Raw genomic sequence first — 24,563 nt, 5'->3', positions numbered from 1 at the left:
GGAAATTAGAGGTGTTTTATCCACTGATAATGAGCGGCAAAATCAGTGCTGTGAGCGCACCGCAGGTACCCATCGCCAACGCTGCACAGGCGCCGCATAAGGCACTGATTTCTAATGCCCGCGCCGTTCCTACCGCGTGGGCATTGATGCCGAGTACGATACCGACAATGCGCTCATCGTGAATATTGAGACGACTCATTAAAAATGGGCCAGCGATAGCTCCGACAACCCCGGTTAAAACCACAATGGCCGCAGTAAGGCTGAGAGAAGCGTGGATTGTCTCCGCCAGGGCCAGTGCGATGGGTGTGGTAATAGATTTGCCGCTCAGCGCCAGTAACACCGACTTGCCTGCGCCGAGCGCCAGTGCGATTAGCACCGCTATGATAGGAGCCAGGGTTGCGCCGACAAAAATAGTCACAAGCAGTGGCCAGCCGGCTTTGCGGATAATTACCAGGTTTTGTTTGAGGGGGACGGCCAGGGCAACGACAGCGGGTCCCAGCAAGCTGTACAGCACTGTGCTGGAGTCCCGGTAACTCCCATAGGGAATCCGGAGAACACTCAGTGTTATTGTGACCAGAATACTGGCGCTGATGATGGGGTGTAGCAGTACAGTCTGGTAGCGCCGGTAAAGGGTAACTGCGATAAGAAAAGCCGTGACATTTAAGGGCAATACAAAGACCGGGCTCTCCAGGAGCTCACTCATCCTCTCCACCCCCGGAACCAATCAGCATTTTTTTAAGTAGTAGTGCGCAGATAGCAATACTGACCAGTGTGCCGATAAAAATAGCGGCGATCAGAGCGAGCCAGTCTGACAGGGTCAGGCCCTGAAAAAAAAATACTCCGACAGCCGCCGGCAGTAACAGCAGGGGCAACAGGTAAAGCAGTTGTGAGCTGACTCTGGAAAGACCGGTGGGAACCCCGCCATAAAGTACGAGGATCAACAGCAATACCAGCATTCCCACGACAGACCCTGGAATGGGCAGCGACAGGCTTGAGCTGGTGAGATTTCCCAGCCAGCTACCGGCAACCAGAATGGCAGCCCCGCCCAGCCAGTGAGATATTTTGCGCAGTGTGGATTTTGACATGGAGGGAGCGGCGGCCACTAAAGCCGCCGGAGATTGTTAGCCCTTGCGAAATGCTTGCCAGCCGCCGAACAGGATCAGGCCGGCAAAACCAATAGCGGCCCAACCGGGGATACTCAGGCCCATCATTGTCCACTGTACTTCGGCGCAATTGCCATCGCCGCTCAGCAGTGCCTTGAGTACATCGGCCATAGGGAACACTTCAATCATATAACTGACGCTCGGACCGCAGGCCGGCACCTGGTCTTCCGGCAGGCTTTGCAGCCAGAGTTGTCGACCGGCAAAGTAGAGGCCGCCCATTGCCCATAAGGATACCAGCAGGCCGTATACCCTCCGGCCGATAGTTGCCGGGTTGTGCAGGAATGCGATCAGCGAAACCACTCCGACACCCAACAGCATTACCCGCTGGGTAATACACAGCTTGCAGGGCTCCAGGCCTTGCACGTACTCGAGATAAAAGGCGGCGCCGAGTAAAAAGGCCACCATTAGAAATACCAGAAGAAAAGTGATGCGCGGGTTGGGTAGGGTCATGGTAATTCGGATCCTGAATAGTGCTGTCGAAAGCGGTTCGCTTCGAGATTCAAGTCGGTTAATAGTTTATTGAAATTGCTTTCCAGATTGTTCCGCCCGGCAATAAGTTCCGGCAGCAATTCCTGCAGCGCTACCGGGCGGCGCAGCCTCTGCCCAACCCGCTCCAGGGTCAGCTCGATTACCCGTTCCTCGCGGTAACTTTGCAGCAGTTTAATTTGCTCGGCGCGCTCAATAAATGCCTTTGCGCGGGGCGGAATATACCGGCTGTCGGAATGAAAGTCTTTCCAACAGGTGCGGCAGAAATCGTCCAGAGCTTCGGAATGCCACTGCTGCCAGTTTTGTGCCAACAGGTGATCGAACCAAATATCCAACGCAATCCCGGCATAGCGGCGCCAGCGCGGGTCCAATTGTGCCAGAGCATCCCGATAGGCGGGGTGCGTATCAGTGATGGCATCAATGCGACGGTGCAGGCGAATGCCACGCTCAATATCCGTCGGCCAACTGTCGCCCAGGGGGCCTTTGACAAAGTCTCCCAAAAGCCCGCCCAGCCGCCAGCGCGGATTGGACCCGGACAGTAACAGGTGTGCCAGATAGTTCATAAGCCTCGCTCAGGCCTCTTTTTGCGGCACTGTATCAGCCGCTAGTCCTGGCAGCAGTTGTACTGGGCATAGTAACGACTCAGAAAGGTCTCAAAAGTGCCGCTGTCCTGCGCTTCAACTTCTTTTTGCTTAAGCAGTGAAGTTTCCGCCTGGTGTAGAAAATCCTGTAGAGAGTCGCTATCCAGGGGACGCTCCAGGAAGTAGCGACGATGCTGCTCGGCTTTATCCATAGCCCACTGGGAAAAGGTGATATTTTGTTCGCGCATCTCTGCCAGAATCTGCTGTGCCGGTGTGAGGATATCCCCTTTCACCTTAGCCTTCTGCACACCCACCGAGCTGCGGTACTGCGAGCCTCCCCAGGCGCTATCCAGCAATTCTGCCACTGAGTCGACTTCGCCCAATAACTGGGTGGCCCAGTCGTTCAGCTTTCGCTCGCCACCGTTGTCGAGCAGTGTCAGTTCCGGCTCGTGGCCCCGGTATACGATACGCTGCTGGTTTTCCTGGGTACTGCGGTAATCAGCGTCACTGGTTTTGGGGCTGTCAGTGAGTAGGCAGTGCAACAGGAAGCTATCGAGAAAACGCATCTGCTGGGCGTCGATTCCCAGGGGGGCGAAGGGGTTCAGGTCGAGACAGCGCACCTCAACATATTCGACACCGCGATTATCCAGGGCGGACAGCGCTGTTTCCCCCCGTTTGGCGGGGTTCTTGGGACGAATCGGTGAGTAAAACTCATTCTCGATCTGCAGTACGCCTGTCGACAATTGCTGATAGTCGCCGCCTTCATTTTTAACCCCCATTTCCTGATAGGGGCCGTAAGAGCTGCTGATCGCTGAACAGAGCGTCGATAAATAGCTGCGCAGGTCGTTGTAGCAAACCACCAGTGATTGTTGCACGTTGCTGTTATAACCCAGGTCGCCCATCCGCAGGGAGGTGGCATGAGGTACGTGTAAGGTATGGCCGTCGCCGTTAAAGGCTTGCAGTTTGTGCTCGCGTCCTTCGACAAACGAGGCGCACACCGCAGGCGCGGCGCCAAACAGATAAATCAGTAACCAGTAATTGCGGCGGAAGTTACGAATCAGGTCGAAGTAGCGACGGGTTTTAAAGCTCTTTAAATCCTCACTGCTGCCTTCGATTTCATGCAGCCACAGCCAGAACTCCTCGGGTAGCGAAAAGTTGTAATGGATACCGGCAATGGTCTGCATGGCGCGGCCGTAGCGCAGTCCGAGACCCAGGCGGTAAATAGTTTTCATGGTGCCGCTGTGGGAGCTCCCATAGCGGGCTACAGGGATGTCTTTATCTGCCCCAATCGCACAGGGCATGCTGTTGACCCAGAGACGCTCATCCCCGATTTGGTTGTAGGTATAGCGGTGGATGCGGTCCAGGACCTGTAGAGCTTCTTCTGGAGTTGCCACCGGGGGCGTAATAAATTCCAGCAGTGCCTCAGAGAAGTCGGTGGTAATACTCTCGTGAGTCAGTGCGGAGCCCAATGCTGTCGCATGCGGCGTTTGTGCAAGGGTGCCATCGGGAGCGACGCGCAGGCTTTCCTTCTCGACGCCGCGAAGAATGCCTTTGAGCAGTTGGGCTGGTTTGGCTTGCGATAGTGCGGCCAGGTGGGAAATAGGCACTCGAATCTCCTTGGTACTACCGGAACGCTTCTTTATCGCTGCCATTTCGGGCGACTCTCTGTGCCGGTGCTGAATGGTCTGGCGCTCAGGCGGCGGATTCAGATTTATTTTCGTCGGGCTGTGCGGGCGTTTCAGCGGGCGCTGGTTCCGGGGCAACCTCAGGCGCTTCTTCTGGCGCGATCTCAGGTGCAGGCTGGGGTTCCAGCTCCGGGGTGGCCTGTTCCGGCATTTCCTCGGGTGTTGAGGGGGCGATTTCAGGGTCACCCTGGTCATCTTCAGTTGAAGCCAGAGCCTCCTCGGGAATCTGGGGCTGCCCCTTAATGCTGAGCTCGCAAAGCAACAATTCAATGCGTAGGCTCACATTGCGAGTATTGGCCTCGAACATCTGGTTGATAGCGACATCTTTGTGCTCGCTGCGAAACAGTTTGTTCGGTTCGCGGCCATCGGTCCATTCGCCGCTTTTGCTCAGGAACTGCTGGTGCTGATTGGTCAGCACGTACACATGACTCATTATGTTGGGCAACTTTGATGCTGTGACAGAAAGGCAGTTTAGCGACGGGGGCTTTATGGCTCAAGAACTCCGTTAGAGCGAAAGCGGTAAATGCCTGCTCTAACGGGTTAAGTGAGGAAATCTGTGATCTTTACAGGGTTTCCAGGGGATAGTTGTCCGGGTAGGGCAGGCGCGCACAGCCACTGTCTACGGCTGCTCGAGCTACGGCCGAAGCCACCTCAGGCAGTAAACGCGGGTCGGTTGGCTTGGGCAGGATATAGTTGGGCCCGAAGCTGAGCTCGATACCGCCATAACCTTCGCGCACTGAATCCGGTACCGGCAGGTGGGCAATTTTGCGGATCGCCTCGATCGCTGCCAGCTTCATCTCTTCATTAATGCGCGCAGCGCGAACATCCAGGGCACCCCGGAAAATAAACGGGAAGCAGAGCACGTTGTTAACCTGGTTTGGGTAGTCGGAACGGCCTGTGGCCATAATCAGGTCGTCGCGCACACTGTGAGCCAGCTCGGGTTTAATCTCCGGGTTGGGGTTAGAGCAGGCGAAGACCACCGGTTTTGGGGCCATGCGCTGTAGCTGCTCGGCGGAGAGCAGGTCCGGGCCGGATACCCCGAGGAATACATCCGCACCGGCGATGGCATCGTCGAGGGTGCGCATATCGGTATCCCGCGCCCACTCACCTTTGTAGGCGTTGATATCCGTTCGCCCCGAGTGGATAACCCCACGGCTGTCGAGCATAGTGATCTGCTCTTTGCGCGCTCCGGCAGCCAGCAGCAGTTTGCAGCAGGCGGTCGCAGCGGCACCTGCGCCCAGGCAGACCATATGCACTTCACTAATTTTCTTACCCTGAATTTCCAGAGCATTGAGCATACCGGCAACGGTCACAATGGCGGTGCCGTGCTGATCGTCGTGAAAAACTGGTACCGGGCAGCGCTCGATTAGGGTCTCTTCAATATGGAAGCACTCTGGCGCCTTAATATCTTCGAGGTTGATACCGCCGAAGGTGTTGGCGATTGAGGCCACGGTCTGAATAAACTGCTCCGGGCTGCTGGCATCAACTTCGATATCTACTGAGTTGATATCGGCAAAGCGTTTAAACAGCAGTGACTTGCCTTCCATCACGGGTTTTGAGGCCAGCGGGCCCAGATTGCCGAGACCGAGAATGGCACTGCCATTGGAGATGACTGCTACCAGATTACCTTTGCCGGTGTATCGATAGGCTGCTTCTGGGTCCTTGGCGATTTCTCGCACTGGTTCGGCGACGCCGGGACTGTAAGCCAGGGACAGGTCTTCCTGGGTTTCGGCAGGGGTCGTCAGTTCTACTGAAAGTTTGCCGGGACTGGGGAGCGCGTGGTAATCGAGCGCTGCCTGGCGCAATGAATCCGTCATTTGGGGGCTTTTCTCTCGAATACTGTGGGCAACACTTAAGTGTTATCCCGGTTACTGCGGGGGCCAGAGAATAACCGAGGGAAGCTTGGCGCTACAAGCGTGAAATTCTGCAGTATATGTTACGGACTTCTATTTTTATCGTGCCTATTGATGATTTTCGGGATAAATAGCCGCAATATTTTGATTTATAAGGATAAAATTGTCGCTAATAGCGGTTAGGTTAAGCGATTCAAGTCGATTTTGATTTTGCACACAGACGCTTGCGGCTGCTGGATATGGTGGGGAATGAGTAGATACAAAAAAGGCACCATCGCAGCGCGAGATGCCTTTTTGGAATGGACCCTGCCACAAGCGGCGGGCCCACTCGAGCGAAGAGCCCGGATTATTTGCCGATACGGCTGCCGAAACGCTTCTTGAAACGGTCAACACGACCACCAGTGGTAGCCTGCTTCTGCTTGCCAGTGTAGAAAGGGTGGCACTGGGAGCAAACGTCGATTTGCAGGTCTTTGCCCAGAGTGGAGCGGGTTTTTACAACATTGCCGCAGGAACAGGTAGCGGAGATGTCGGTGTAGTTAGGATGGATATCTGCTTTCATGATTGCCTCTTTTCGAAACCGCCACTCGATCTTTTGCCGAGCACGGCATCGTCATTGGTGCAGGAACCAGTATGGTTCCAGGCTGTTTAAAAAGTCGGCGCATACTATCAGATTAATGTCGCGGTTCAAGCACAATTGGGTGGTGAAATAACTGAGGATGGCCACTTGTTAGCATTGCACAACAGCTTTGATAACAATTGACCTCACTAATTCCTCTGTGACGCCTAAGTCGCCAATTCGGCCTTAAGGAGCCTCTGAATAACTCCGTAATGCCTCTGCGGGTCTTGAAGGCTGCAGATGTTAGGCGCAGCTCGCCGCGAATGGCCGTAGCCCTTGGCAAGAGCTGCAACGCAGCAGCTGTGGCCTTCAAGGCCCGCCCTTCGGGGCTTGCAGAGCGATTCACACTCCGCGTTGCGACTTCTTGAAAGGTCTAGACATTCCTGCGAAGCCGCGCCTTGATTGTGGACCGCTCTGCATGCCAGAGGTATCACGGAGTTATTCAGAGGCTCCTTAACAGTCATTATCCCCGACGAAGCCCTGCAACTTGCCACATCTGCCATTACACTAGCGCCTTTTGTTTGAGTGAGTGGGGGCCAGGTGCAGGAGTCAGTCCAACAAAGAGTCATTTTAAGGCTGGCAGTGCCCGTGCCCCTGAGGCGCTTGTTTGACTATTTGCCGCCAGAGGGACTGTCGCCGGAGTCACTGCGGCCCGGCCAGCGCCTCTGGGTGCCCTTTGCCGGGCGCAAGTTAGTGGCAGTACTGTTGGATATAGTGCAGGAGTCGCCGCACAGCAGTTTGAAGCCAGCGCTGGAACTGGTGGATTCGGAGGTTCTGTTTGGTGATGGCAGCCGCAAGCTGCTGTCCTGGATTGCCGACTATTACCAGGCGCCCCTCGGCGAGGTCTACGCCGCTGCCCTGCCCGTGGCACTGCGCAAAGGCAAGCCGTCTGATCATTGGGCGGAGCAGTGGCTTCAGCTCACGACAGAGGGAAAGGGCTTACCGGAAACTGCACTGGCGCGCGCCCCCAAGCAGCAGGCTCTATTCCAGTTGCTGTTGAGTGATGGCAAGCAGAGCCGAACCCACCTTAAGACCCTCGGCCACAATACCCCCGTGATCCGCGCCCTACAGGATCGCGGCCTGGTGGAGTGGATTCCAGGCCCTACCGTACCTGCGCCGCTACCCGCAGCAGAGAGTACACCGGCTCCGGAGCTGAACAGCGAACAGCAACAGGTGCTCGACAGTATCGATTGCAGCGGCTTTTCTGCCTCACTACTGGAGGGCACCACCGGCAGTGGCAAGACCGAAGTTTATTTGCGCCTGATGCAGCGGGTTCTGGATAGCGGTCGCCAGGCATTGTTACTGGTGCCGGAGATTGGACTTACGCCGCAAACGCTGAGGCGTATTGCCGCACGATTTCCCAAGCACAGTATTGCAGCGCTGCACTCTGGCTTGGCCGACGGTGAGCGCGCTCAATCCTGGTTGGCGGCCGCGGGCGGGCAGGCAGATATTGTGATCGGCACCCGCTCAGCCATTATGACTCCCCTGCCCAGGCTCGGCGTTGTGATTGTCGATGAAGAGCACGATGCCTCTTTTAAACAGCAGGACGGTGTGCGCTATTCGGCCCGGGACTTGGCTGTGGTTTTGGGCCGGAACAATAATGTACCGGTGGTTTTGGGTTCGGCCACGCCCTCTCTGGAAACCTTGCACAACGCTCTGAATGGGCGCTATCAACACCTGCGTATGCGCTATCGCGCCGGTGATGCCAAGCCGCCGCAAATTCACGTAGTACCGACACTGCGGGAGCCTTTGGAAGAGGGATTTTCTCCCCAGGTGCTGCGCCATATCGGCGATACACTTGCGCGAGGTGAGCAGGCCCTGGTGTTTATCAACCGGCGCGGCTTTGCCCCCGCGCTGACTTGTGATGATTGCGGCTGGCTGGCGGATTGCCCGCACTGCTCGAGCAAGCTGACTATGCACCGGCGGCAACGCCAGTTGCGCTGCCATCACTGCGATTACCGCCGCCCGCTAGTTGATAGCTGTCCACAATGTCACAGCCGTTCGATCTCGGCCCTGGGTGCTGGCACGGAACGCAGCGAGGAACTGTTGGCCCGTCGCTTTGCCGACTACCCGGTGATACGTGTGGACCGGGATACCACGGCGAGCAAACAGGCGCTGGATAAATTGTTAGCACCGGCGCGGGAGGGGGAGCCCTGCCTGTTGTTGGGAACCCAGATGCTGGCCAAGGGGCACCATTTGCCCAAGGTCACTTTGGTAGTAATCCAGGATGCCGATGGCGGCTTGTTCAGTGCAGACTTTCGCGCGCCAGAGCGTACCGGCCAGTTATTGGAACAGGTGGCGGGTCGTGCGGGGCGCGGCAGTCTCAGTGGGCGGGTATTGGTTCAGAGCCGCTTTCCCGAGCACCCGCTTTTACAATTGCTGCTGGAAAAAGGTTATGGCGCTTTTGCGCGCCAGTTGCTGAGGGATCGCACGGTTGCACAGTTGCCCCCTGCGAGTGCTATGGCGCTGGTGAGAGCGGAGTGTGAAGAGCCCGGTTGGGCCGAAGAGTTTTTACAAAATGCGCGACTCTTTATGCAGTCCCTGGCACCCCCATCGCCACAGATCCAATATCTGGGGCCGGTGCCGGCACTACTGGAACGTAAATCCGGGCGCTTCCGGTTTTATATTCAGGTCACCGCACAAAACCGAGCCCACCTACAGCCGCTGCTGGCGCGAGTGTGTGCCTGGGCGGAGGGCAATAAAAATCGCCGCCTGCGCTGGGCTGTGGATATGGATGCGCAGGAATTATCGTGAATATGCGCTGGGTTACGCGCCTGGCACTAAATTGGCGGTACAATTCACAAACCGTTAAAACCTTGCAGGGAAGAAATTTTCGATGAGCCGTCGCACCAGTAATCGCCGCAGTAAAAAAGCCGCAGGCAAACCCGCATGGGTTTGGTTTGTCCTGGGGAATTTTGTCGGTGGCTTTGCGGTGGCCGTACTGTTTCTCCAGGGCATGGACAAGGACAGCCGGGCAATAAGCAGTATTAAGCCAAAGGCGGTGCAGCAGCGAGAGGAAACATCGCCTCAACCGCGTTTTGACTTTTATACAAAATTAAAAGAAAACGAAGTCACGGTACCCCCGCCCAAAGTGGCACAGCCGGCGCGCCGCAGTGACTCCACCAACAATTCCCAGAGCAGTAGCTCATCGGAACCCGATCGCAGCACCCCGGCACAGGTATATATCCTGCAGGCGGCATCGTTTCGCGATGCCTCTGAAGCGGAGCGCCTGCGCGTTGAGCTGACCCTGGCCAACCTGGATGTCAAAGTGGAATCGGCCACCGATAACCGGGGTACCTGGCACCGGGTATTGGTGGGCCCTTACAGCAACCGCTCCCGGATGGCCAAAGCGCGCCAAACATTGGCTGAGCATCGCCTGATGCCGCTGGTGCTAAAACGCCCGGCGACCCAGTGACCATCAATTCCGTTTATTAAGGTGTGTTGCCCCACTCAGTAATTGTGACCTCTCTTATTGAAATCGGCGCGCACCGTCCTCACTTACCTAGTCTGAAGACAATTCCCCGGCGCGGGCACTTCGATGCCCGCTGCCAGAGTACACGCGCAATCCGAGAGGTCTCCATTGGAACAGTATCGCGGAACTACTATTTTATCCTGTCGCCGCAACGGCAAAGTTGTGATTGGCGGCGACGGCCAGGTGTCCATGGGCAACACCGTTATGAAAGGCAATGCGCGCAAGGTGCGTCGCCTGTACAAAGATAAGGTTATTGCCGGTTTTGCCGGTGGTACTGCAGACGCTTTCACCCTGTTCGAACGTTTTGAAGCCAAGCTTGAGGCCCACGGTGGCCAGCTGACCCGCGCCGCTGTGGAGTTGGCCAAAGATTGGCGTACCGACCGCGCCCTGCGCCGCTTGGAGGCCCTGCTGGCGGTTGCCGATTCCACTGCCAGTTTGATTGTGACCGGTAATGGCGACGTGATTCAGCCGGAAGACGACCTGATTGCTATCGGTTCCGGTGGCCCCTTCGCCCAGTCGGCAGCCCGCGCGCTGCTGGACAATACCGATATGGATGCCCGCTCTATTGTGGAGCAGGGACTGAAGATCGCCGGTGATATCTGTGTGTACACCAACCAGAACCACACCATTGAAGAACTGGCTTATTGATTACCGGGTACACCCTAGAGTGACCGGCTGGCGGGCTGTTTAAGCCCCCGCAAGAATTTTTGCAGGAATTTGTATGTCCCAGATGACACCCAGAGAAATTGTCCACGAACTCGACCGCCATATTGTCGGCCAGCAGGAGGCCAAGCGTGCGGTAGCCATTGCGCTGCGCAACCGCTGGCGCCGTATGCAGGTTAGTGAAGACCTGCGTGCCGAGATCACGCCAAAAAATATTTTGATGATCGGCCCTACCGGCGTGGGCAAGACGGAAATTGCCCGCCGCCTGGCCAAACTGGCGAACGCGCCCTTTATCAAGGTAGAGGCGACTAAATTTACCGAAGTGGGCTATGTCGGTCGGGATGTAGAGTCTATTGTCCGCGATCTTGTTGAGATGGCAGTGAAGCAGGAACGCGAGCAGGCCATGGCTGGTGTTGAACAGCGCGCCATGGACGCCGCAGAAGAGCGCATCCTTGATGCCCTGCTGCCACCGGCGCGCTCCACCGAGCCCACCGATAAGGATTCCAGTACTCGCCAGCTGTTCCGCAAGAAGTTGCGGGAAGGTGATCTCGATGACAAAGAGGTTGAGGTGGATCTGGCCGCTGCGCCCATGGGCGTTGAGATTATGGCCCCTCCCGGCATGGAGGAGATGACTAACCAGCTTCAGGGCATGTTCTCGAATATGTCCCAGGGCAAGACCCGCAAGAGCAAGCTGCCGGTGAAACAGGCCCTCAAACAGCTTACCGACGAGGAAGCGGCCAAGCTGGTCAATGACGAAGACGTTAAGACCCGTGCGATCAGCGCTGCTGAGCAAAATGGCATCGTATTTATCGATGAAATCGATAAGGTTGCCAAGCGCCAGGAGAGCGGCGGTGCCGATGTTTCCCGCGAAGGGGTACAGCGCGACCTGCTGCCACTGATTGAAGGCAGCACGGTTAATACCAAGTACGGCATGATCAAAACCGATCATATCCTGTTTATTGCCTCCGGCGCTTTCCACCTGTCCAAGCCCTCGGACCTGATTCCCGAGTTGCAGGGTCGTCTGCCCATTCGCGTGGAATTGAATTCGCTGAGCTCCGCAGATTTCGAGCGCATCCTCACCGAGCCATCCGCTTCCCTTACCGAGCAGCAAAAAGCATTGCTGGCCACAGAGGGGTTGGAACTGCAATTTAGTGAAGACGGTATTCGCCGCATCGCGGAAGTGGCCTTCGAGGTGAATGAGCGCACCGAGAATATCGGTGCGCGCCGACTGCATACGGTACTGGAGCGCTTGCTGGAGGAAATTTCCTTTGATGCGGGCGATGGCAATACTTCGCTGAACATTGATGCCGCCTATGTGGACAGCCATCTGGGCGAGTTGAGCCAGAACGAAGACCTGTCGCGCTTTATCTTGTAGATCAATGAAACCGCAAAAAATCCGACTAAATCGCGCAGAGAAAAGTCTGCACCTGGTATTTGGCGATGTTGAATTTACCTTGCCGGCAGAGTATCTGCGCGTCTACTCCCCCAGCGCTGAGGTGCGTGGCCACGGTGCCAGCGAACCGGTGCTGGTCAGTGGCAAAATGCATGTGGGTATTGATACGGTGGAGGCGGCTGGCCGCTATGCACTAAAAATCGATTTCGACGATGGCCACGACACCGGTATTTTTACCTGGGAGTATTTGCACGACTTAGCTGAAAACTACGCTGCTAACTGGGAGGCTTACCTCCAGCGTCTGCGCGATGCTGGCCAGGGCCGCGACCCGGATGAGAGTGTGGTGAAGTTTATCGGCTAGTGGCAAATTGATCGGTAATGAAAACCGCTCCTCAGGGGCGGTACCTCCCTCCTCCACTTCTAACCATAACTTGTCGTTTAAACAATTTATTTTTGGTACATCTGCGCCAAATGTCGTCGATTTTTAGTATTTCATTGATATCTGGCGACTTGGTAGTTAAAGATTTTAACAACTTAACCGGCGCGTAATTCTTTTGTCATATTTCGGGACTCTAATGCTCGCCAAATTAACGAGTCCCGGAGGTCCCCGTGGCAAAAACAATTGTCCGCGCACTCAGCGCCTTTTGTCTGATTCCTCTCGCTTCCGCTGTTTCAGCGGCAACCCTGCCCGACTACCAAACCAACAGTGCCTGGTACACGGAAAGTGCTGACAGATTGGAAGAGCGTGCTTCGCTTTCCCGCGAGGAAAAAACTGCGAAGAATGTGATTCTGTTTGTCGGCGATGGAATGGGTATTTCCACTTTAACTGCCGCCCGTATCCTTGAAGGCCAGCTAGTCGGTGAGAGCGGCGAAGAAAATGCGCTCTCTTTTGAAGAGTTTCCGTATACCGCACTGATCAAAACCTACAACACCAATCAGCAGACCCCGGATTCTGCCGGTACCATGACCGCCATGATGACCGGTGTAAAAACCCGCGCCGGTGTAATTAATATCGACGGCGATGCACTGCGAGCTGATTGCGCCAGCACCGAGGGTAAGGAATTAAATACCTTTCTGGAAATGGTGGAGAGCCGTGGCAAGGCCACCGGTATTGTTTCCACTGCGCGACTGACCCACGCCACGCCCGCAGCTACTTACTCGCGCAGCCCGGAGCGCAACTGGGAGTATTCCGCCGAGGGTGATTGTTCCGATATCGCCTCGCAGATGGTTGAGATGTCTGCCGGCGACGGTATCGATGTCATGCTCGGCGGTGGCCGCCGCAACTTTGTTACCACCGACAACGATGGCAAGCGAGAAGACGGCCGCGACCTGACCAGTGAATGGCTGGAGCGCTATGACGGTGAGCAGACTGCTGTGTACGTGGAGAGTGGCTCCGAGCTGGAGGGCGTCGATATTGCCTCCACTGATAAATTATTGGGGCTCTTCACCAGCAGCCACATGAGTTACGATGCGGATCGCATCGCCAAGGACAGCGATGAGCCGAGCATTGCCGAGATGACCGATACCGCCATCGAGCTGTTGGAAAAAGACAGCGATGGCTACTTCCTGATGGTAGAGTCCGGGCGTATCGACCACGGCCACCACGCCGGCAATGCCTACAACGCTTTGCACGATGCCATTGCCTTTGCGGATGCGGTACAGGTTGCTTTGGATAAAGTGGATCTTGAAGATACTTTAATCCTGGTGACCGCCGACCACAGCCATGTGATGACTATCGCCGGCTATCCGACTCGCGGTAACCCGATACTCGGTAAAGTGGTTGAGAATGACAGCAGCGGTGCCGCAGAAGCGGAAGAAGGTCTTGCCGCGGACGGTAAACCTTACACCACCCTGAGCTATGCCAATGGCCTGGGTTATGCCGATTTAGGTGAAAATACCGACGCGGATGAGCGCTACGATATCGCCGCCGATACCGGACGTAAGGATCTCTCCGGCGTGGATACCGAAGCGCCGGGCTTCCACCAGGAAGCAATGGTGCACCTGGAGTCTGAGAGCCATGCAGGCGAGGATATCAGCTTACACGCTATCGGCGCCGGCGCCGAGCGGGTACAAGGTAGCCTGGAGCAGAGTGCAGTCTTCCACGTGATGACTGCTGCGACCGACCTGTCGCTGACAGAAGAATAACTGGGGGTAATTCACCATGAGACATTTTAAGAAAACAGTACTGGCTTTCTCTGTCGCCCTACTGGCCACCGCCTGTAGCGACGACAACTCAAACTCTGACGACGTAGTGGAATTACCCGAGGAGGAGCATGTCGGTGTTTCCTCTGCTCAGAGCAACAGTAGCTGGTTCCAGGAAGCCCAGCAGGCGATCGAAGAAGCGAGCGCTGTAGAAATCAATAACACCCCCGGTGCCGCCAAGAACATTATCCTGTTCGTTGGCGATGGTATGGGTATCTCCACAGTGACCGCCGCCCGTATCCTGGCAGGTCAGCAGCAGGGCCTCGACGGTGAGGAATACCAGCTGAGCTTTGAGAAAATGCCGTTTGCCGGTCTGGTCAAAACTTACAACACCAACCAGCAGACCCCGGATTCTGCCGGCACCATGACTGCACTGGTAACCGGTGTTAAAACCAAGGCCGGTGTATTGAGCGTTGCCGAAAATGTTGCGCGCGGCGATTGTGCTGCCAGCCTCGAGTACCCGCTGACGACGGCAATTGAGCTGGCTGAAGACCTGGGCAAGAGCACCGGTATTATTAGCACCGCGCGTATCACCCACGCTACCCCGGCGGCTACTTATGCCAAGGTGCCTGAGCGCGGCTGGGAGGAAGCAGCCCCGGATGGCTGCACCGATATCGCCGCTCAACTGATAGAGTTTGAAGCCGGTGATGGTATCGATGTGGTGATGGGCGGTGGTCGTCGCAACTTCCTGCCCACCGATATTACCGATATTGAAGGTGAAGCGGGGCGCCGTGAAGATGGGCGCAACCTGGTGGATGAATGGAAGGTCCGTTACGACGACGGTGTAAACAATATTGCTTACGTTGAAGACACCACCGCTTTTGAAGCCGTAGATGCCTCCGCAACCGACAAGCTGTTCGGTCTGTTTAATTCCTCACACATGGAATATGAAGCCGTTCGCGAGGACGATAAAGCCGGTGAGCCCTCCCTGTCAGAGATGACCGCCAAAGGTCTCGAGATGCTGCAGAAAAATGAGGACGGCTACTTCCTGATGGTGGAATCGGGTCGTATCGACCACGGTCACCACGCCGGCAACGCCTATCGCGCGCTGACCGATGCGGTGGAATTTGCCGAAGCGATCCAGTACGCCATGGATAATACCAGTGCAGAAGATACCCTGATTGTTGTTACTGCGGATCACAGCCACGTGATGACTATCGCCGGCTACCCCACCCGCGGTAACCCGATTCTCGGTAAAGTGATTGGCAATGACGGTAGTGGCGAAGCGGAAACCTCCCATGCCCTGGCCGAAGATGGACTGCCCTACACCACTCTGAGCTATGCCAATGGCCCGGGCTACAGCGCCGGTGACAGCGGAGCACGTCCGAGCCTGGTCAGCACAGACACTGCCGCACTGGATTACCAGCAGGATGCCCTGATTCCCATGAGCAGTGAGTCCCACGCCGGTGAAGATGTGGGTGTTTGGGCGCGCGGACCGGGTGCGCACCTGGTGAGCGGCACTAACGAGCAGAATTTCCTGTTCCATGTAATGGCGCGTGCTGGTGGATTATTGGAGCAGTAAGCGTTGCTGTCGGTGTGGGTGAAATTATTCAGCCACACCGTTCATCTCTTTCAGTCAAAATTTGAAATGTGGCTTGGAGAAAAGCGCCTCACAGAGCGCTTCGATCTCTTTCATTAGCAAGGTTTGCCGGTGCCGGATAATTTTTAACACTGTGCCGAATTCACTTTGCAGTTTATCCCCCTGAACGATTACCAGCCGTGCCAGCAGGTGTAGATCACGCCAGTCACCCAGCGCCTGCCCCAACGCCTTTAATGATTTGCATCGCTCGCCCAGGGTAAGTGGGTAGCGCCTCTTTAATAAACGGCTCTGGTACCAGTGATCCTTGGCTCTTTTACGCAGCAGATGCAGGCGATCCGCATTTTTGTGCCTGCGCACTTTGTGCCATGCGTTTAAAGCTTTACGGTAGCCGTACAGGTAACCCTGTTCCGCATCACTCCAATCGAGGTTTTCGAGGGGCCATGATGGGATTCGCCCCTGTCCTTTTTCGAGGAGCCTCAATGCCACCTTTACCGCTGAGTGGTTTTGCTCTGACTGGATCAGTTCGTTCAGCAGGTGGTGTAACCTGTGAAAATGATGTGGTGGCGCCAAGCTCAATAAAGCGACACGCAGGGCAGTGAGGTCTCGGGTGTGGGCCAGAGTGCTTGCCAAATTTTGATAGTGGCTATTTTCATGCTGAAAAGCGCTACCGATTGGCTTACGGACCAGGCGCAGTAGCGCGCGAATTTTCTTGCAGCGTTTGCGCAGTTCGTGGACGGCAGTTTCCCCTCCGTTGCGGAGCAAGTATCCGTTTGCCGCCGTTACTTCTGCCTGGGCGATAGATTTGATTTGCTCGGGAAAAGGAGAGTCACATTGGAATTGATAGCTCATAGAACAGTCCCGGGTGATCCCACTAAATTTTAGTGGTTTCCGCTCTGCTTGATTTCAAGCGGTGCCCCACTGGCTCCGGCAATGTACAATGGCCTTTTAAAGTTTTCGCTCAGCAGGCATAGCATGAAGGATCGCAAGACCACCCACTTCGGCTACCAGGAAGTGCCGGTGGAAGAAAAGGCCGGTCGTGTGGCAGAAGTGTTCCACTCTGTAGCAGCCCGTTACGATGTAATGAACGACTTGATGTCTGGAGGTGTTCATCGCCTCTGGAAGCGCTTCACTATCGAATTGTCCGGGGCCCGACGGGGCCAAAGTATTCTCGATATCGCCGGGGGTACCGGTGACCTCACCGCGCGCTTCTCCCGCATTGTGGGTGCCAGCGGCCAGGTAGTATTGGCGGACATCAACGAATCTATGTTGAGAGTGGGTCGCGATCGCCTGCTCGATCGGGGAATCGCCGGCAACGTGGTGCCGGTGCAGGCGGATGCCCAGTACCTGCCCTTCCCGGACAATACCTTTGATTGCATCACGATCGCTTTCGGCCTGCGCAATGTCACCGATAAGGACCTGGCACTGCGCTCCATGTTGCGCGTGTTGAAACCCGGTGGCCGACTGTTAGTGCTGGAGTTTTCCAAGCCCCAGTCGAAGCTGTTGGAGAAAGTCTACGATCAGTACTCTTTCCGCCTGTTGCCATTTATGGGCAAGCTGGTTGCCAATGATGCGGACAGCTATCGCTACCTGGCGGAGAGTATCCGCATGCATCCAGATCAGGAAACCCTCAAGGGGATGATGGCGGATGCCGGTTTTGTCGATTGTGAATTCCACAACATGACCGGCGGAATTGTCGCTTTGCATCGGGGCATCAAGCCCTGAAAAACTGCATAAGCCTATTTTTTCTCTGAGCGCAGGCACGAGGCCGTAAACCGCCATGAGCGACCCCACTTTTCGCGCGGGCTTTGATGCCGCGCTGGAAACCACAATTAATGCTGCTCTCCAGTATGACCCGGCGACACGCGAGCGCCTTTCCGCACTGGATGGAAAAATCATGGCGCTGAATTTAACCGCCCCGCAACTACAGTTTTGCCTGTGTATTGAGGGTGACCAGGTGCGGGTGCGCCAGCACTGGGAGGGGGAAGTTACCACCCAGTTGAGCGGCTCAGCGCTGTCTTTTGTACGCCTGATCAAAGACCCGGATGCAACTCCTGCCGGACTGGGGGTGTCAGTGAGCGGTTCCAGTGCCCTGCTGGCAGAACTGCAATGGATCTTGAGTGACCTGGATATCGATTGGGAAGCGCCGTTGGCACAAGTGGTTGGCGATATTCCCGCCCACTCAATTGGCAATGTCCTGCGCGATGCTGCCCGCTGGTTGGGAGGCAACCTGAATCGGGCGCCTGAAGTGGCGGCAGAGGCTATCAGTGAGGAGTGGCAGCTGACTCCGCCCCAGGCCCAGTTTGAGGCATTTGTCGAAGACCTGGCCGAGGCCTCTCTAGCTGCTGAACGGCTCGAGGCGCGCGTACGCTTGCTGGAAGAAAAGTTTTCCCGCAGGGAGGCCGAGTAGTTTTGCCAGTTCGTCGAAGTCTCACAATTGCGCGGGTTTTTCTGCGCTATCGTCTCGATCAATTATTGCCAGCCGAGGAGCGCCCACTGTGGTTGCGGGGATTACTGCTTCCGGTGAAGTTGCTGCCGCAGTCCAAGATGCCACGGGGCGAAAGGCTGCGCCGAGCCTTGGAAGAGCTGGGCCCCATTTTCGTTAAATTCGGCCAACTTCTCTCCACTCGTCCCGACCTGCTACCGCCAGATATTGTCGAGCAGTTAGATTATTTACAGGACAAGGTGCCGCCCTTCCCCAGTGACCAGTGCACGGCTCTGATCGAAGAAGCCCTTGGTGCCAAGGTGGATGAGGTCTTCGCCAAATTTGATCAGCAGCCACTGGCAGCGGCTTCAGTTGCACAGGTGCATGCGGCTGAATTAAAGAGCGGCGAATCGGTAGTCGTCAAAGTACTGCGCCCGGGCATTGATGAGGTAATCCAGGAAGACTTGAAGCTCCTGGGGGTGATCGCTCGTGGAATTGAACGCTTTGTGCCCGAAGGGCGCCGCATGCGCCCGGTGGAGGTGGTTGAGGACTATCGGCACACGATTGAAGGTGAATTGGACCTAACTCGTGAAGCGGCCAACGGCACCCAGCTCCGCCGCAACTTTACCAACTCCCCGCTGTTGTATATCCCCGAAGTGCACTGGGATTACACCCGCGAAAATGTCCTGGTGTTGGAGCGCATCGACGGTATCCCCGTCACCGACCTGGCCCAGCTTCGCGCCCAGGACACCAATATGCAGCTGCTGGCTGAGCGCGGTGTTGAGATCTTCTTTAAGCAGGTATTCGAGTACAACTTCTTCCATGCGGATATGCACCCGGGCAACATTTTTGTCTCCAGGGAGCACCCGCAACGCCCGCAATATATTGCGATTGATACCGCAATCGTCGGTAGCCTGACGCGGGAAGACCAATACTATTTGGCGCGCAATCTCCTGGCGATGTTTCGCCGCGATTACCGTATGGTGGCGGAGCTGCACGTGCAAAGTGGTTGGGTTCGGCCTGATACGCCAATTAACGCATTTGAATCCGCCATTCGCTCGGTATGCGAGCCTATTTTTGAAAAACCTCTGGGAGAGATCTCCTTCGCCCGGGTTCTGATCAGTTTGTTCCAGACAGCACGCCGTTTCGATATGGTGGTGCAGCCACAGCTGGTACTGTTACAGAAGACCCTGTTGAATATCGAAGGCTTGGGTCGACAGCTTTATCCGCAGCTGGATCTGTGGAAGACTGCTCATCCATTTTTAGAGCGCTGGATGCGTGATCGAATCCACCCCAAAACAATTGTGGGTGAGATAAAGCGCTACGGTCCGGAGTGGCTTGAGAAATTCCCGCAGATGCCACAGCTGGTGTACTCAGCACTTGAGCAGTCACGGGAACTGGCGCCCCAGTTAGAGATAATTGGCGAACAGCTGGCGGGCTCGCAACGCCGTGGCCTGCGCCAATATATTCGGCGGGTCGTTGGTGTTGTGTTGGGCGTAGGCGCCATCGCCGTCAGTAAACCGGAATGGCTGACTCAGTTGCCGCCCTCCGGTTGGTTATTGGGCATTGCTGCGATAGTGCTACTGCTGTGGCCCTAGGATGCTTCTGCCTACACTGGAACTTCTAAGGATTGTTAGACATTGACTCAGACTCAAGAAAAGGTCGGCTTTCTCGATAAGGTCAGCTGGAACAATGATGGCCTGGTACCCGCGATTGCCCAGGACTTCAAAAGCGGCCGCGTGTTGATGATGGCCTGGATGAACCGCGAATCACTGGCGCTCACTGCCAGTGAGGGTTACGCAGTCTACTGGTCCCGATCCCGTAAGGGCCTGTGGCGCAAGGGAGAAACCTCTGGTTTCCTGCAGAAGGTGCGTGAATTGCGCCTGGATTGTGACGGTGACACCGTATTAATGTTGGTCGAGCAGGAAGGTGGAATCGCCTGTCATACCGGGCGCAGTAGTTGTTTCTATCACCTCCTTCAAGATGAAGAGTGGCAGGTGAATCAGCCGGTGATTCAGGACCCGAAGTCCATTTATAAGTGAAGCAATTATGAAAGATGTGCTGCAACAGCTCGATGCGGTATTGGAAAGTCGTAAAAATAGCAGTGATACATCCGAATCCTATGTGGCCAGTTTACATAGTAAGGGTCTGAATAAGATTTTAGAAAAAGTGGGCGAAGAGGCCACTGAAGCTATTCTTGCAGCAAAAGACGCACAGAGCAGCGGTGATAATCGAGATCTGATTGCCGAGACAGCAGATCTGTGGTTCCACTCTTTGGTAATGCTCTCTCATTTGGGTGCCGATTCTCAGGATGTCGTTCTCGAACTCGGGCGCCGTTTTGGCTTGTCTGGGCTGGATGAGAAAGCCGCGCGGTCAAAATAAGTGAAGATATTTTCTCTTCCTGAGAACTGTTGAGTCGGGGAGGGAATATCAAGAGTTAAGATATTGTTCTAGTGGCCAGGGCTTCCCGAAGAAGTTGGCTTTGATATTCGATGAAATGGAGATAAAAGATATGGGTAATATTGGAATTTGGCAGTTGTTGATTGTTCTGGTGATTATCCTTCTGTTGTTTGGAACCAAGCGTCTTAAGAATCTTGGCGGTGATTTGGGCGGAGCGATTAAGGGCTTTCGCAAGGCGGTTAAGGACGAAGACAAGTCGAAGGATACGGATGAAGACAAAGATGTCGAGCGCCTCAAGCACGATGAAGAAGAAAAGCCCGGCCAGGACAGCACGGTCAAAGATAAAGATAAGCAGTCCCAGGACAAGTAATCGGCAACGGCTAAGGCGAGTGTCCCTCTGTGTTTGATATTGGCTTTTTGGAACTATTGGTGGTTGCTGTAGTGGCCCTGTTGGTGGTCGGCCCTGAGCGACTTCCGGATGCTGTGCGCACCACCTCCCGCTGGTGGTCCAGCTTGAAGCGTACCCTGCACAGTGCCCGGGAGGAACTGGAGCGAGAGGTTGGAGCCGATGATATTCGGCGCGAACTTCACAATGAGCGCATTATGCGTGAGATTGAGGAGAGTCGCCGAGAGATGGAGAAAACCTTTAACGAAGCCAATAAGGAAGTTAACAGTGCCCTTAACCAGCCGGAGAAAACTCAAGCCACAGCGGCAGAGACGCCGGTGGAAAAAAAGGTTGCTGGACAGAGTCAGCTGGAGGCACAGAAGTCAGATAAAGCAATAGAGGAGCCCGCTCACCCCCGTGCAGAGCAGGAAGACTATCTGCCAGAGCAGGATGAAACTGCCGAGGAACAGCAGGACCCCGAATATCCGGAACATTGGCATGATTTTGGGGACCCCGACTTAAATCCGGATCACCCGGAAAATATCGATGTAGACGAAGAAGAGCAAGACAACAAACAAGTATCGCAGCAGGAAAAAGATAACCAACCATGAGCGATCAGTCCCAAGATAAACATCAGCCTTTTATCGACCACCTGATCGAACTGCGCGATCGTCTATTGCGAATTGTTTTGGTTGTTGTAGTTATTTTTGCCTGCCTGATGCCGTTTGCCTCTGAAATTTATAATTTTATTGCCGATCCACTACAGGAGCGTTTAGCCGGTGATGCAGGGATGATTGCTACAGAGGTAACATCCACTTTTATTACCCCGTTTAAGACGACTTTTATCGTTTCATTTTTTATCGCAATTCCGTATGTGCTCTATCAAGCCTGGGCATTTATTGCCCCTGGGTTGTATAAAAATGAAAAACGCATAGCAATTCCATTGCTAGTAAGTAGTGTTGCACTTTTCTATATCGGCATTGCATTTGCCTATTATGTTATTTTTCCGGTCTTGTTTGATTTCTTTGTAGGCTCTGCTCATGCGGATATCAAGGTTATGCCGGATATGCGCAGTTACCTGGATCTTGTACTGAAGTTGTTCTTTGCATTTGGTTTTGCTTTTGAAATCCCCATTGCGACAGTCTTACTGATCTGGAGTGGGGTGGTGGATGCCAAGACTCTGGCAAGTAAGCGCCCCTATGTGATCGTAGGGTGCTTTTTGGTCGGCATGTTGCTGACACCGCCGGATGTGATTTCCCAATCTCTATTAGCTCTACCTATGTGGTTATTGTTCGAGATCGGTATCATATTTGGGCGCTGGATGAAATCTACACCCAAAGATAAGCCCGCTACCTGAATTTAAAGAAGGTACTGCTGTGTTTTCTGTGCTTAACTTTGCATCAATATTAGAAAATTACAGCAGCGCTCCCTCACTTGAGAGCGCTGTCTAAATAGGTCGGCGCAATACTCTCTCAGTAGTTCAATACCCGAACTTCTCCTGTCTGAGTGGGCCTGCCAGAAGCTTTATGCCCCATACCCCGCTAATTTCCGCTAACGTTGTAAGGTTGGTCTCAACCTGGTAGCTGCAGAAAGCCTGCTAATAGACACCAAAGCGATATATAAACACTAAACTACGCTGAACCTGAATACTTTCAACAATGATGGGCGTTTGGTTATTTATCGGTACCGGTTGCCTGAGCGGCAATACGATCCTGTTCTGCAACGGCTTTTTCAACATTGTTGCGAACCAGGCGAACGAAAAACGCTGCCATCAGGAATATAAAGGCAATTACGGCCAAGCTGAGAAGGCCAGAAAAGCTAGTGAACAGGTCAATTAAAGCATCCATTTTTCTCTCCAGATAGGCCAATGCTTCACCTATGCAGTTTATGGAGCTGTAATGGAAATTTCTTGACCTAAATCAAGCAGGGTCGAGTTTTTGTAGCTCTGGCGGCCCGGTCAACGGAGTATCAGAGCAGCTAGAAGACATAGCAAGGCTGCCCCACATACTAGGTAGAGGTCGCTATTTTCACGTCTATCGGGCAGAAGCAGTAATAGTGCCAAAGGTGGCAAGAATAGAGCGATCAACCCCGATAAGGCATCGCGGTTAAAACCAATAAATATCAACCGTAACCAGGCAATAGTGCCTAACACCAGCGCAAATATTGTCAAAACGGCTGCAACTGGTGTCATGGAATGACCCTTGAGGCATGGAAAAGTTTGACTGATGGGTTTCTCTAGGAAAAATACTAATAGGCAAAAGAGTGTATATCAGTATCTCTGACCTCAGGTTTTTGGCGCGCCCCCGGATTTGGCTGCTCGCGATCGTATTGTTGGTTCTCTATGGTTGTGAGACTGCGGGCTACTACTTTCAAGCGGCAACCGGTCAATTCCGTATACTTTCCTCTCGCCAGCCAATTGAGGAGCTGATCCAGAATGGCAATGCCAGCGACCAGTTGCAAAAGCAGTTACAGCTTGTCCAGGAAATACGCGCTTATGCAGCAGAGGAGTTAAAGTTGCCAGTGGGAGAAGCTTACAGCTCCTATGTTCAGCTTGAGGATGATTATCCGATATGGAATGTCTTGGCTGCGCCAGAATTTTCCCTCAGTCCAAAACGCTGGTGCTATCCCATAGCCGGTTGTGCCAGTTACAGGGGTTACTTCCGAAAATCAGCGGCCATTGCCAAGGCCAATAGCCTGCGCAATCAGGGTTATGATGTCTATCTGGGGGCGGTACCTGCCTATAGCACCTTGGGTTGGTTTAATGACCCTGTACTATCAAGTTTTGTGAATTGGACACCGGAGAGATTGGCCGGGCTTTTATTCCATGAATTGGCACATAGAAGAGTCTATGTAGCGGGTGACACACGTTTCAATGAAAGTTTTGCTACAGCGGTTTCTGAAATTGCCTTGCCAGATTGGCTTCGTAGCCAGGGGCTCTCGAGTTCAGCTGAGGAAACCAAAGCACAAGCATTAGCTGTACGACAATTAATGACGGCGACACGCAAGGAGCTTCAGCCAGTTTATCAGTCCAATTTACCGGACGAAGAAAAGCGCCAACAGAAAGAAGAAGTTCTAAGCCGGTTAAGACGTTGTTATTGGCGTATGGCAGCAGAGTGGTCTTACCCGGCACGCTACCAGGCTTATATAGAGAAAACTAATAATGCTACTTTGGCACTAGCTGCTGAGTATGAATCTTTGGTTCCTGCTTTTCGCCAACTTTATCTTGATAGTAATGGTTGGGAGGATTTTTATAATGCAGCTGAGAGATTGGGTGAACTTAACAAGGAAGATAGAGAGCAGAGTTTGTTGAGGCTGGCTACTGAATATAGGCAGGAAAATAATAATCCCGAAAAAGAAATTAATTTTGATGTCGAAGTCTGTATGCAGGATGATATATTAAGATGAAATTAATATATAAATTGTTGTTTGGTCTATCGAATTGCTCTTCAGATTATAAATAACTAATAGTTTGCTGTCTGTATTATAACTTATATTATCTTTTATTAGATAGTTGATGCTTTTTTCTTTGCCTACAATTTAATCTTTTCTGTTTTTATTTTACGTTACCTGATTATTACAGTGTTAGGAAGCATGCAAAAGAATTAATTTAATATTTTGTCATGTTTATCCTTTTTGTCGATCGTGCTCACTTACTAATTATGATGAAAATGGATTTTTTTTGTTAAAAAAATTATAGTTATT

Annotated in this window: 27 protein-coding genes; 16 read left to right on the top strand and 11 right to left on the bottom strand. The window is 54.0% G+C overall.

The genetic code is table 11. The annotated features are described in order from the left end of the window. Positions 1-16: 16 nt before the first annotated feature. The 8 genes from BTJ40_RS21500 to rpmE all read right to left on the bottom strand — a co-directional run bounded on the left by BTJ40_RS21500 (position 17) and on the right by rpmE (position 6,327). Positions 17-703, bottom strand: coding sequence for an LrgB family protein (locus tag BTJ40_RS21500; RefSeq protein ID WP_108735002.1), 687 nt, complete (start codon positions 701-703; stop codon positions 17-19). Next, positions 696-1,085: a CidA/LrgA family protein gene (locus BTJ40_RS21495; protein WP_157954191.1), complete on the bottom strand. Its 390-nt coding sequence runs from the start codon at positions 1,083-1,085 to the stop codon at positions 696-698. Before BTJ40_RS21495 ends, BTJ40_RS21500 begins: the two co-directional genes overlap by 8 nt. Positions 1,086-1,121: 36 nt before the next feature. After that, the gene (locus BTJ40_RS21490; RefSeq protein WP_108735000.1) at positions 1,122-1,613 is read right to left on the bottom strand and encodes a disulfide bond formation protein B; all 492 of its coding nucleotides are present in this window, start codon (positions 1,611-1,613) and stop codon (positions 1,122-1,124) included. Continuing rightward, entirely contained in the window at positions 1,610-2,212 is a 603-nt protein-coding gene (locus BTJ40_RS21485; protein ID WP_108734999.1) for an ACP phosphodiesterase, read from the bottom strand. The genes BTJ40_RS21490 and BTJ40_RS21485 overlap by 4 nt, the downstream gene beginning before the upstream one ends. A 41-nt stretch (positions 2,213-2,253) precedes the next feature. Beyond that, a complete protein-coding gene (gene gshA / locus BTJ40_RS21480) occupies positions 2,254-3,882 on the bottom strand; it encodes a glutamate--cysteine ligase (protein ID WP_202862840.1) in 1,629 nt (542 codons plus the stop codon). 40 nt (positions 3,883-3,922) lie between these two features. Next, positions 3,923-4,348: a hypothetical protein gene (locus tag BTJ40_RS21475; protein WP_157954190.1), complete on the bottom strand. Its 426-nt coding sequence runs from the start codon at positions 4,346-4,348 to the stop codon at positions 3,923-3,925. A gap of 130 nt (positions 4,349-4,478) precedes the next feature. Then, positions 4,479-5,732 (bottom strand): malic enzyme-like NAD(P)-binding protein, encoded by a 1,254-nt coding sequence (locus BTJ40_RS21470; protein WP_108734997.1) that lies wholly within the window; start codon positions 5,730-5,732, stop codon positions 4,479-4,481. Between the two features lie 382 nt (positions 5,733-6,114). After that, positions 6,115-6,327 (bottom strand): 50S ribosomal protein L31, encoded by a 213-nt coding sequence (rpmE, locus tag BTJ40_RS21465; RefSeq protein ID WP_108734996.1) that lies wholly within the window; start codon positions 6,325-6,327, stop codon positions 6,115-6,117. Positions 6,328-6,924: 597 nt separating this feature from the next. Between rpmE and BTJ40_RS21460 the strand changes: the two genes are divergently transcribed. The 7 genes from BTJ40_RS21460 to BTJ40_RS21430 all read left to right on the top strand — a co-directional run bounded on the left by BTJ40_RS21460 (position 6,925) and on the right by BTJ40_RS21430 (position 15,636). Then, positions 6,925-9,138: a primosomal protein N' gene (locus BTJ40_RS21460; protein ID WP_108734995.1), complete on the top strand. Its 2,214-nt coding sequence runs from the start codon at positions 6,925-6,927 to the stop codon at positions 9,136-9,138. A gap of 82 nt (positions 9,139-9,220) precedes the next feature. Next, positions 9,221-9,799 (top strand): SPOR domain-containing protein, encoded by a 579-nt coding sequence (locus BTJ40_RS21455; RefSeq protein ID WP_108734994.1) that lies wholly within the window; start codon positions 9,221-9,223, stop codon positions 9,797-9,799. A 165-nt stretch (positions 9,800-9,964) separates the two neighbouring features. Continuing rightward, positions 9,965-10,504: an ATP-dependent protease subunit HslV gene (gene hslV, locus BTJ40_RS21450; RefSeq protein WP_108734993.1), complete on the top strand. Its 540-nt coding sequence runs from the start codon at positions 9,965-9,967 to the stop codon at positions 10,502-10,504. Positions 10,505-10,577: 73 nt separating this feature from the next. After that, positions 10,578-11,894 carry an ATP-dependent protease ATPase subunit HslU gene (hslU, locus tag BTJ40_RS21445; protein WP_108734992.1) on the top strand — a complete coding sequence of 439 codons (1,317 nt, stop codon included), beginning with the start codon at positions 10,578-10,580 and terminating at the stop codon, positions 11,892-11,894. A 4-nt stretch (positions 11,895-11,898) separates the two neighbouring features. Then, entirely contained in the window at positions 11,899-12,273 is a 375-nt protein-coding gene (locus BTJ40_RS21440; RefSeq protein ID WP_108734991.1) for a gamma-butyrobetaine hydroxylase-like domain-containing protein, read from the top strand. Between the two features lie 248 nt (positions 12,274-12,521). Next, positions 12,522-14,057, top strand: coding sequence for an alkaline phosphatase (locus BTJ40_RS21435; protein ID WP_108734990.1), 1,536 nt, complete (start codon positions 12,522-12,524; stop codon positions 14,055-14,057). Between the two features lie 16 nt (positions 14,058-14,073). Then, on the top strand, positions 14,074-15,636 hold the full coding sequence (locus BTJ40_RS21430) for an alkaline phosphatase (protein WP_108734989.1): 1,563 nt from the start codon (positions 14,074-14,076) through the stop codon (positions 15,634-15,636). A 54-nt stretch (positions 15,637-15,690) separates the two neighbouring features. Here the strand turns inward: BTJ40_RS21430 and BTJ40_RS21425 are convergent, their stop codons facing one another. Next, positions 15,691-16,503: a CHAD domain-containing protein gene (locus tag BTJ40_RS21425; RefSeq protein ID WP_108734988.1), complete on the bottom strand. Its 813-nt coding sequence runs from the start codon at positions 16,501-16,503 to the stop codon at positions 15,691-15,693. 123 nt (positions 16,504-16,626) lie between these two features. Between BTJ40_RS21425 and ubiE the strand changes: the two genes are divergently transcribed. The 8 genes from ubiE (at position 16,627) to tatC (ending at position 22,218) form a co-directional block, all read left to right on the top strand. Beyond that, complete coding sequence (gene ubiE / locus BTJ40_RS21420; RefSeq protein ID WP_108734987.1) at positions 16,627-17,376, top strand: bifunctional demethylmenaquinone methyltransferase/2-methoxy-6-polyprenyl-1,4-benzoquinol methylase UbiE; 750 nt, start codon at positions 16,627-16,629, stop codon at positions 17,374-17,376. Between the two features lie 55 nt (positions 17,377-17,431). Then, entirely contained in the window at positions 17,432-18,061 is a 630-nt protein-coding gene (locus BTJ40_RS21415) for an SCP2 domain-containing protein (RefSeq protein ID WP_108734986.1), read from the top strand. Positions 18,062-18,063: 2 nt separating this feature from the next. Continuing rightward, entirely contained in the window at positions 18,064-19,674 is a 1,611-nt protein-coding gene (gene ubiB / locus BTJ40_RS21410; RefSeq protein WP_108734985.1) for a ubiquinone biosynthesis regulatory protein kinase UbiB, read from the top strand. 42 nt (positions 19,675-19,716) lie between these two features. Then, positions 19,717-20,118, top strand: coding sequence for a phosphoribosyl-AMP cyclohydrolase (hisI, locus tag BTJ40_RS21405; RefSeq protein WP_108734984.1), 402 nt, complete (start codon positions 19,717-19,719; stop codon positions 20,116-20,118). Positions 20,119-20,125: 7 nt separating this feature from the next. After that, complete coding sequence (locus tag BTJ40_RS21400) at positions 20,126-20,458, top strand: phosphoribosyl-ATP diphosphatase (protein ID WP_108734983.1); 333 nt, start codon at positions 20,126-20,128, stop codon at positions 20,456-20,458. A gap of 130 nt (positions 20,459-20,588) precedes the next feature. Further along, positions 20,589-20,846 carry a twin-arginine translocase TatA/TatE family subunit gene (gene tatA / locus BTJ40_RS21395; RefSeq protein WP_108735386.1) on the top strand — a complete coding sequence of 86 codons (258 nt, stop codon included), beginning with the start codon at positions 20,589-20,591 and terminating at the stop codon, positions 20,844-20,846. Between the two features lie 29 nt (positions 20,847-20,875). After that, positions 20,876-21,472, top strand: coding sequence for a Sec-independent protein translocase protein TatB (tatB, locus tag BTJ40_RS21390; protein ID WP_108734982.1), 597 nt, complete (start codon positions 20,876-20,878; stop codon positions 21,470-21,472). Beyond that, positions 21,469-22,218, top strand: coding sequence for a twin-arginine translocase subunit TatC (gene tatC / locus BTJ40_RS21385; protein WP_108734981.1), 750 nt, complete (start codon positions 21,469-21,471; stop codon positions 22,216-22,218). The genes tatB and tatC overlap by 4 nt, the downstream gene beginning before the upstream one ends. Positions 22,219-22,534: 316 nt before the next feature. Here the strand turns inward: tatC and BTJ40_RS21380 are convergent, their stop codons facing one another. Further along, a complete protein-coding gene (locus BTJ40_RS21380) occupies positions 22,535-22,708 on the bottom strand; it encodes a DUF3149 domain-containing protein (protein WP_108734980.1) in 174 nt (57 codons plus the stop codon). A 110-nt stretch (positions 22,709-22,818) separates the two neighbouring features. Further along, entirely contained in the window at positions 22,819-23,052 is a 234-nt protein-coding gene (locus BTJ40_RS22435) for a hypothetical protein (protein WP_157954189.1), read from the bottom strand. Positions 23,053-23,123: 71 nt separating this feature from the next. Here BTJ40_RS22435 and BTJ40_RS21375 point away from each other — a divergent pair, with 71 nt between their 5' ends. Further along, positions 23,124-24,266 carry an aminopeptidase gene (locus BTJ40_RS21375; protein ID WP_238152088.1) on the top strand — a complete coding sequence of 381 codons (1,143 nt, stop codon included), beginning with the start codon at positions 23,124-23,126 and terminating at the stop codon, positions 24,264-24,266. The last annotated feature ends 297 nt before the right edge of the window (positions 24,267-24,563 follow it).

This window comes from Microbulbifer sp. A4B17 (genome assembly GCF_003076275.1).
GTDB lineage: Bacteria > Pseudomonadota > Gammaproteobacteria > Pseudomonadales > Cellvibrionaceae > Microbulbifer.
Note: the sequence above shows the minus strand (reverse complement) of the source record. Positions and strands in the feature narration are given on the sequence as shown.